The following is a 1,734-nucleotide window of genomic DNA, read 5'->3' as shown; positions in this document are numbered from 1 at the left end:
GGCCCCGGCGGCTTCCTGCGCCAGGGCCCCGGCGACCAGCAACCGCCGATCCCGCCCGCGCCGCCGCGCCGCCTGGTGCCGGCCAAGCCGAGCCCGGAGATCGCCGACAAGACCTCGCTGCTCGATCTGAACGACAAGGTCTGCCGCTGGCCGATGGGGCACCCCGGCGAGGCCGACTTCCACTTCTGCGGCGAGAACGTGAACCCGGGCTTCCCGTACTGCGTCGAGCACTGCGGGCGGGCCTATCAGGCGCAGCTGCCGCGCGGTGCGCGCCGGCCTCCTCCCCCGCTGCCGTTCGGCGGCCCGCGGGTGCGCTAGACATTTTCCAGGCCCGGTAGTCGCGCGACTGCCGGGCCTTTTTCTTGTGAGGGAGAATTCTCGATGCCGCTATCACTTCACGCCGCCTACGTCCCCACTGCGCTGCAGATCGTCGGCGCGACTGCCAAGCTGGTCGACAAGGCGGAGGAGTGGTGCAGCAGTGCAGGTTGCAGCGAGGCCGACCTCTTCGCCACCCGGCTGATCGAGGACATGCACCCGCTACCGTTCCAGTTCGCGAGCGTTGCGCATCACACGCATGGCGCGGTCGAGGGCGTGCGGGCGGGCGTGTTCAACCCGCCGCGCGGGCCGTTTCCTGATACGTTCGCCGCGTGCCGCGACTTGCTCGCGCAGTCTGAGGCAACGCTGCAAGGCGTGAGCGCGGACGAAGCAGAGAGCTGGATCGGCCGGCCGATGAAGTTCGAGATGTCGCAGCTCTCGCTGCCATTCAGTGCAGACCAGTTCCTGCTCAGCTTCAGCCAACCGAACTACATGTTCCATGCCTCCACGGTGTACGACATCCTGCGCATGCGCGGAGCGCAGCTGGGCAAGCGCGACTTCATGGGACGCTTGCGGATCGAGCGCGGCTAAGGCCGGCGCGAAAACCAGATCGTGTGACGCGGCCCCTTGTTGTTGGGCCGCGCGCGGACGGTGCGCTCCTCTACGTCGAACCCGGCATCCTTGAGGCGGCGTGCGAACTTGGGGTCGGGCGCGGCCGACCACACCGCTAGCAGCCCGCCGGGGCCAAGCGCATCGCGCGCCCGGGCGAGGCCGGTGCGGGTATAGAGCCGCTCGTTGCCAGTGCGCACGATCCCGTCGGGGCCGTTGTCGACATCGAGCAGGATCGCGTCCCACTTGGGCAACGAGCCATCGACCGCGTCGTCGATCAGCGCGGCGACGTCGCACAGCTCGATCCGCGCGCGCGGGTCGTCCAGCGTGTCGCCGGTGAGTGAGGCAAGCGGCCCGCGCGCCCAGTCGAGGATCTCGGGCACTATCTCTGCCACCGTCACCTGACCCTTCGGCCCCAGCGCCGCGAGCGCGGCGCGCAAGGTGAAGCCCATGCCATACCCCCCGATCAGCAGGCGGGCGTCGGACTTGCCGAGCCGCTCGATCGTGAGCTCGGCGAGCTGCTCTTCCGAGAAGCGCATCCGCGTGCCCATCAGCTCGTCGCGGCCGAGCATGACCACGTGATCGGTGCCGTGCCGCATCAGGGTCAGCGTGTCGCCGCCGGGGATGCGCGCGGTGGCCAGGGTCTCGCGTGGGATCATGCCTCGCCCCCTCGCAGGCGGGCGGGCAAAAGAAAAGGGCCGCCGGATCGCTCCGACGGCCCCTTGCTGTTCAGCGAACCGGATCAGTCCTTCAGGAAGTCCGGAACGTGGCTCTCGCCGCCGTCACGCGGACGGTCGTCGCGGTCACGGC

3 protein-coding genes are annotated in these 1,734 nt (G+C 69.6%); 2 read left to right on the top strand and 1 reads right to left on the bottom strand.

Annotated features, from left to right (window positions below; translation table 11 throughout):
• Positions 1–318: GcrA family cell cycle regulator (locus tag ELY12_RS04215; RefSeq protein WP_241229719.1), on the top strand; the 318-nt coding region annotated here is incomplete at its 5' end.
• Between the two features lie 63 nt (positions 319–381).
• Positions 382–906: a DUF1993 domain-containing protein gene (locus ELY12_RS04210; RefSeq protein ID WP_126175461.1), complete on the top strand. Its 525-nt coding sequence runs from the start codon at positions 382–384 to the stop codon at positions 904–906.
• Here ELY12_RS04210 and ELY12_RS04205 read toward each other — a convergent pair.
• Entirely contained in the window at positions 903–1,583 is a 681-nt protein-coding gene (locus ELY12_RS04205) for a spermidine synthase family protein (RefSeq protein ID WP_126175460.1), read from the bottom strand. The genes ELY12_RS04210 and ELY12_RS04205 overlap by 4 nt on opposite strands.
• Positions 1,584–1,734 lie beyond the last annotated feature (151 nt).

The sequence above is a fragment of the Tsuneonella rigui genome (assembly GCF_003958625.1).
Lineage (GTDB): Bacteria > Pseudomonadota > Alphaproteobacteria > Sphingomonadales > Sphingomonadaceae > Tsuneonella > Tsuneonella rigui.
This window is presented reverse-complemented; position numbering and strand designations above follow the sequence as displayed.

Bases quoted from the DNA above. Each gene is read 5' to 3' on its own strand.
- ELY12_RS04205 (WP_126175460.1), bottom strand. From the start codon at position 1,583: ATGATCCCACGCGAGACCCTGGCCACCGCGCGCATCCCCGGCGGCGAC.
- ELY12_RS04210 (WP_126175461.1), top strand. From the start codon at position 382: ATGCCGCTATCACTTCACGCCGCCTACGTCCCCACTGCGCTGCAGATC.